The organism is Vallitalea sp., assembly GCF_025211055.1.
Lineage (GTDB): Bacteria > Bacillota > Clostridia > Lachnospirales > Vallitaleaceae > Vallitalea.
In genome coordinates, this window is the sequence record NZ_JAOARO010000037.1 from 1 (window position 1) to 2,746 (window position 2,746).

Consider the following 2,746-nt stretch of genomic DNA (forward strand, 5'->3'; position numbering starts at 1 on the left):
TATCATGGAAGCTTCCGTACATAACATCGCCTAACAATATATTTCCGTTCGCTACGCACATCTCTTCACTGGGTGCAAGCACCGCCTTCGAAGAAGGGCTCTGCCAGTCCAGTTCAGAGACGTCGGAAATACGGTACATTATCCAACATTCCTCTAAAACCCCAAGTATTCCACCCAAGTAAAACTCAAGCAGATATAATTAAATTTGGGTATAATAAAAACACCTCTTTGAGTTGGTAGAGGTGTTGTGGCATGTAATATTTTATTTTATATACACTAGTTTAATTTTTAATTTCACTACTTGCTGCAGTTTCATCCTCAGATGTTTTTATTTGACTTTGAATAATATTTTCATCAATATAATTTTTTATTGTACTATAATATTGCAGTAATGTTTTTAAATCGCCAATCATCACTTCATTAAATTTTTCTTCATCTGATTTTTTTCTTAATAATAAGTTAATTCTTTGAGCTTTATTGTCGTTAAGTTCATTACCTTTTATCAATGACATTGGTCTTGCTTTTAAGTTATCAACAAATCCTAATGTACATTGTTGGTCTGTTGTTGCAAATGCACATGTTACTTTGTTTTTTACAAAAGTTTCTTCTACCATAATATCTTTTTGGAAAATATTCATCATATTAGGTAAGACTTTTATCTTTCTTCTAACAGAACCTTTTACCGATTTTTCACTTTGCCTTCTCTTAATAAAATCAAAATCATTTTCAGACAATGTACCATTATAACATTTATTAAAAAAATCCTGCGGACTTATTAAAGAGTGTACCCCTGTTAAATGCTGATAATTATCTTCTTTTGCATCAATAATATAAGAATCTTTTATCTTAAATGCATTTGAGCATATTAAATATTCATAATCAACATAGTTTTGTTTATAAGCTTTTGATTCATCAATCAAAATATTTTTCACACGTTCCTTAAAGCTAATTTCTGACATTTGTTATTCTCCCCCAATAATAAAAGGATGACCATCGCCATCCTTTTACTGATTTTTAGCAGTTTACTCTGCAATGGAAATGAGTTTTAGGTCTTCATTCCGACCAAAAGATGTGGGTTTTGTGTCTCCACACCGACCATATTTATAAAATAATATTCTTGATTTTATTTATTCGTTCCACTCTGATAAAGTAACACCATTAGTGGGTTGCTTTGTTATAGGTATATTTTAACACCTTGGCATACACCTGTCAACCATTTTACTGTAACATTTTGATTTTTGCATATCTTAGATGTTTTTATACCTATTATAAGTATACCCAATTCCCTACGACATTACCACGACTTTAAGAACTAATGGCATAATAAAAACATTTTCTAATTTTTGATTTAATATTAAATGTCGCCTATGTTATATGTTATAATATATACATAAAACCCAACTTTAGAACCATTCATCCCAATTTCAATTCCCCACCAACTCGTCGAAACGTCGGATAACACAATATTGCCGTTCGCTTCGCACATCCACTTTCTAAGTAGATTATTTTTTGGGTCAAAGTGGACGTCGGCAATACGAAACGTTATGAAGACATATCCGCCACATATCGGGGTAATGATTTTGGGTCAAAAGAGCTAAGGAGGTAACAATGAATAGGTTGATCAATTATTATAATGAATATGATGAAGAAGGTAGATTAACAACAAATAATGCTAGGAAGGTAGAGCTTTTAACTACTACAAGAGTTTTAGATGAAATAATACCAAGTAATTCAAAGATAATTGATGTTGCAGCAGGTACAGGTGTTTATGCTTTTCATTATGCAAGTAAAGGACATAAAGTATTTGCAGGAGATATCGTACCAAAACATGTAAATATAATGAATAGAAAGTTGGAAGAACATAGTTGTAAAGAGGAATTAAATATTGAAACTGGGGTTTTAAATGCAATAGATTTATCACAATTCAAAGATAATTCATTTGATGTAGTGTTGTGTATGGGACCCATATATCACTTATTAACAGAAGTAGACAGAAAAAAGTGTATTAGTGAATGTTTAAGGGTATTAAATAAAGGTGGTCTACTGGTGGTAGCATATATAAATAAACATTTTATTATGCCTATGTTAATGAAAGGTAATGATGAACTATTAAACTCAGAGTTAGTAGATAAGATTGTGATAGATGGTATAATAAGAGATGGAGATAAGGATTGTTTTTGGACTGATGCATATTTTACTTCACCACGAGAGGTAGAAGAAATGATGGAACAATTTGATATTCAAGAAGTAGAACATATTGGAACAGATGGTATTAGTCCATTATTAAGAGAATATGTAGATAATTTAAGTGAAGATGAGTTTAAAATATGGTTAGAGTATCATATACAAAACTGTAAAGAAAAAAGTATATTAGGGATGAGTAATCATGGGTTATATATATGCAGAAAAATATAGTATAGCTTCGCGGGTCTGTGGAGGATACATCTTATAACAATGTATTTCCGTTCGTTCGGGAAGGGTATTCCTCTTGGGTCAGCCCTCACACATTCCACCACCTAAGCGCGTCGCGACAGTCGTTGCATTAGCCTTTGGCAGGGCATGAGCAACTCCTTCTAAGGTGCTGAAACGTCGGAAATACTGAAACGTTAGGCAACATTATGTACTAGTATTATGGAGTGTAATTACATTTTGAATTTAAAGGAGGAATTTAAGTGGAAATATTAGTTTTAGGTGGTACAAGGTTTTTTGGAATTCACATGGTTCGTGAGTTACTATACAAAGGACA

The 2,746-nt window shown here is 32.1% G+C and carries 2 protein-coding genes; one reads left to right on the forward strand and one right to left on the reverse strand.

Annotation, left to right across the window (positions count from 1 at the left end; translation table 11 throughout):
* Positions 1-281: 281 nt before the first annotated feature.
* Positions 282-959, reverse strand: coding sequence for a PBECR4 domain-containing protein (locus N4A55_RS05035; protein ID WP_293754414.1), 678 nt, complete (start codon positions 957-959; stop codon positions 282-284).
* Positions 960-1,608: 649 nt separating this feature from the next.
* Between N4A55_RS05035 and N4A55_RS05040 the strand changes: the two genes are divergently transcribed.
* A complete protein-coding gene (locus tag N4A55_RS05040) occupies positions 1,609-2,415 on the forward strand; it encodes a class I SAM-dependent methyltransferase (RefSeq protein ID WP_293754415.1) in 807 nt (268 codons plus the stop codon).
* Positions 2,416-2,746 lie beyond the last annotated feature (331 nt).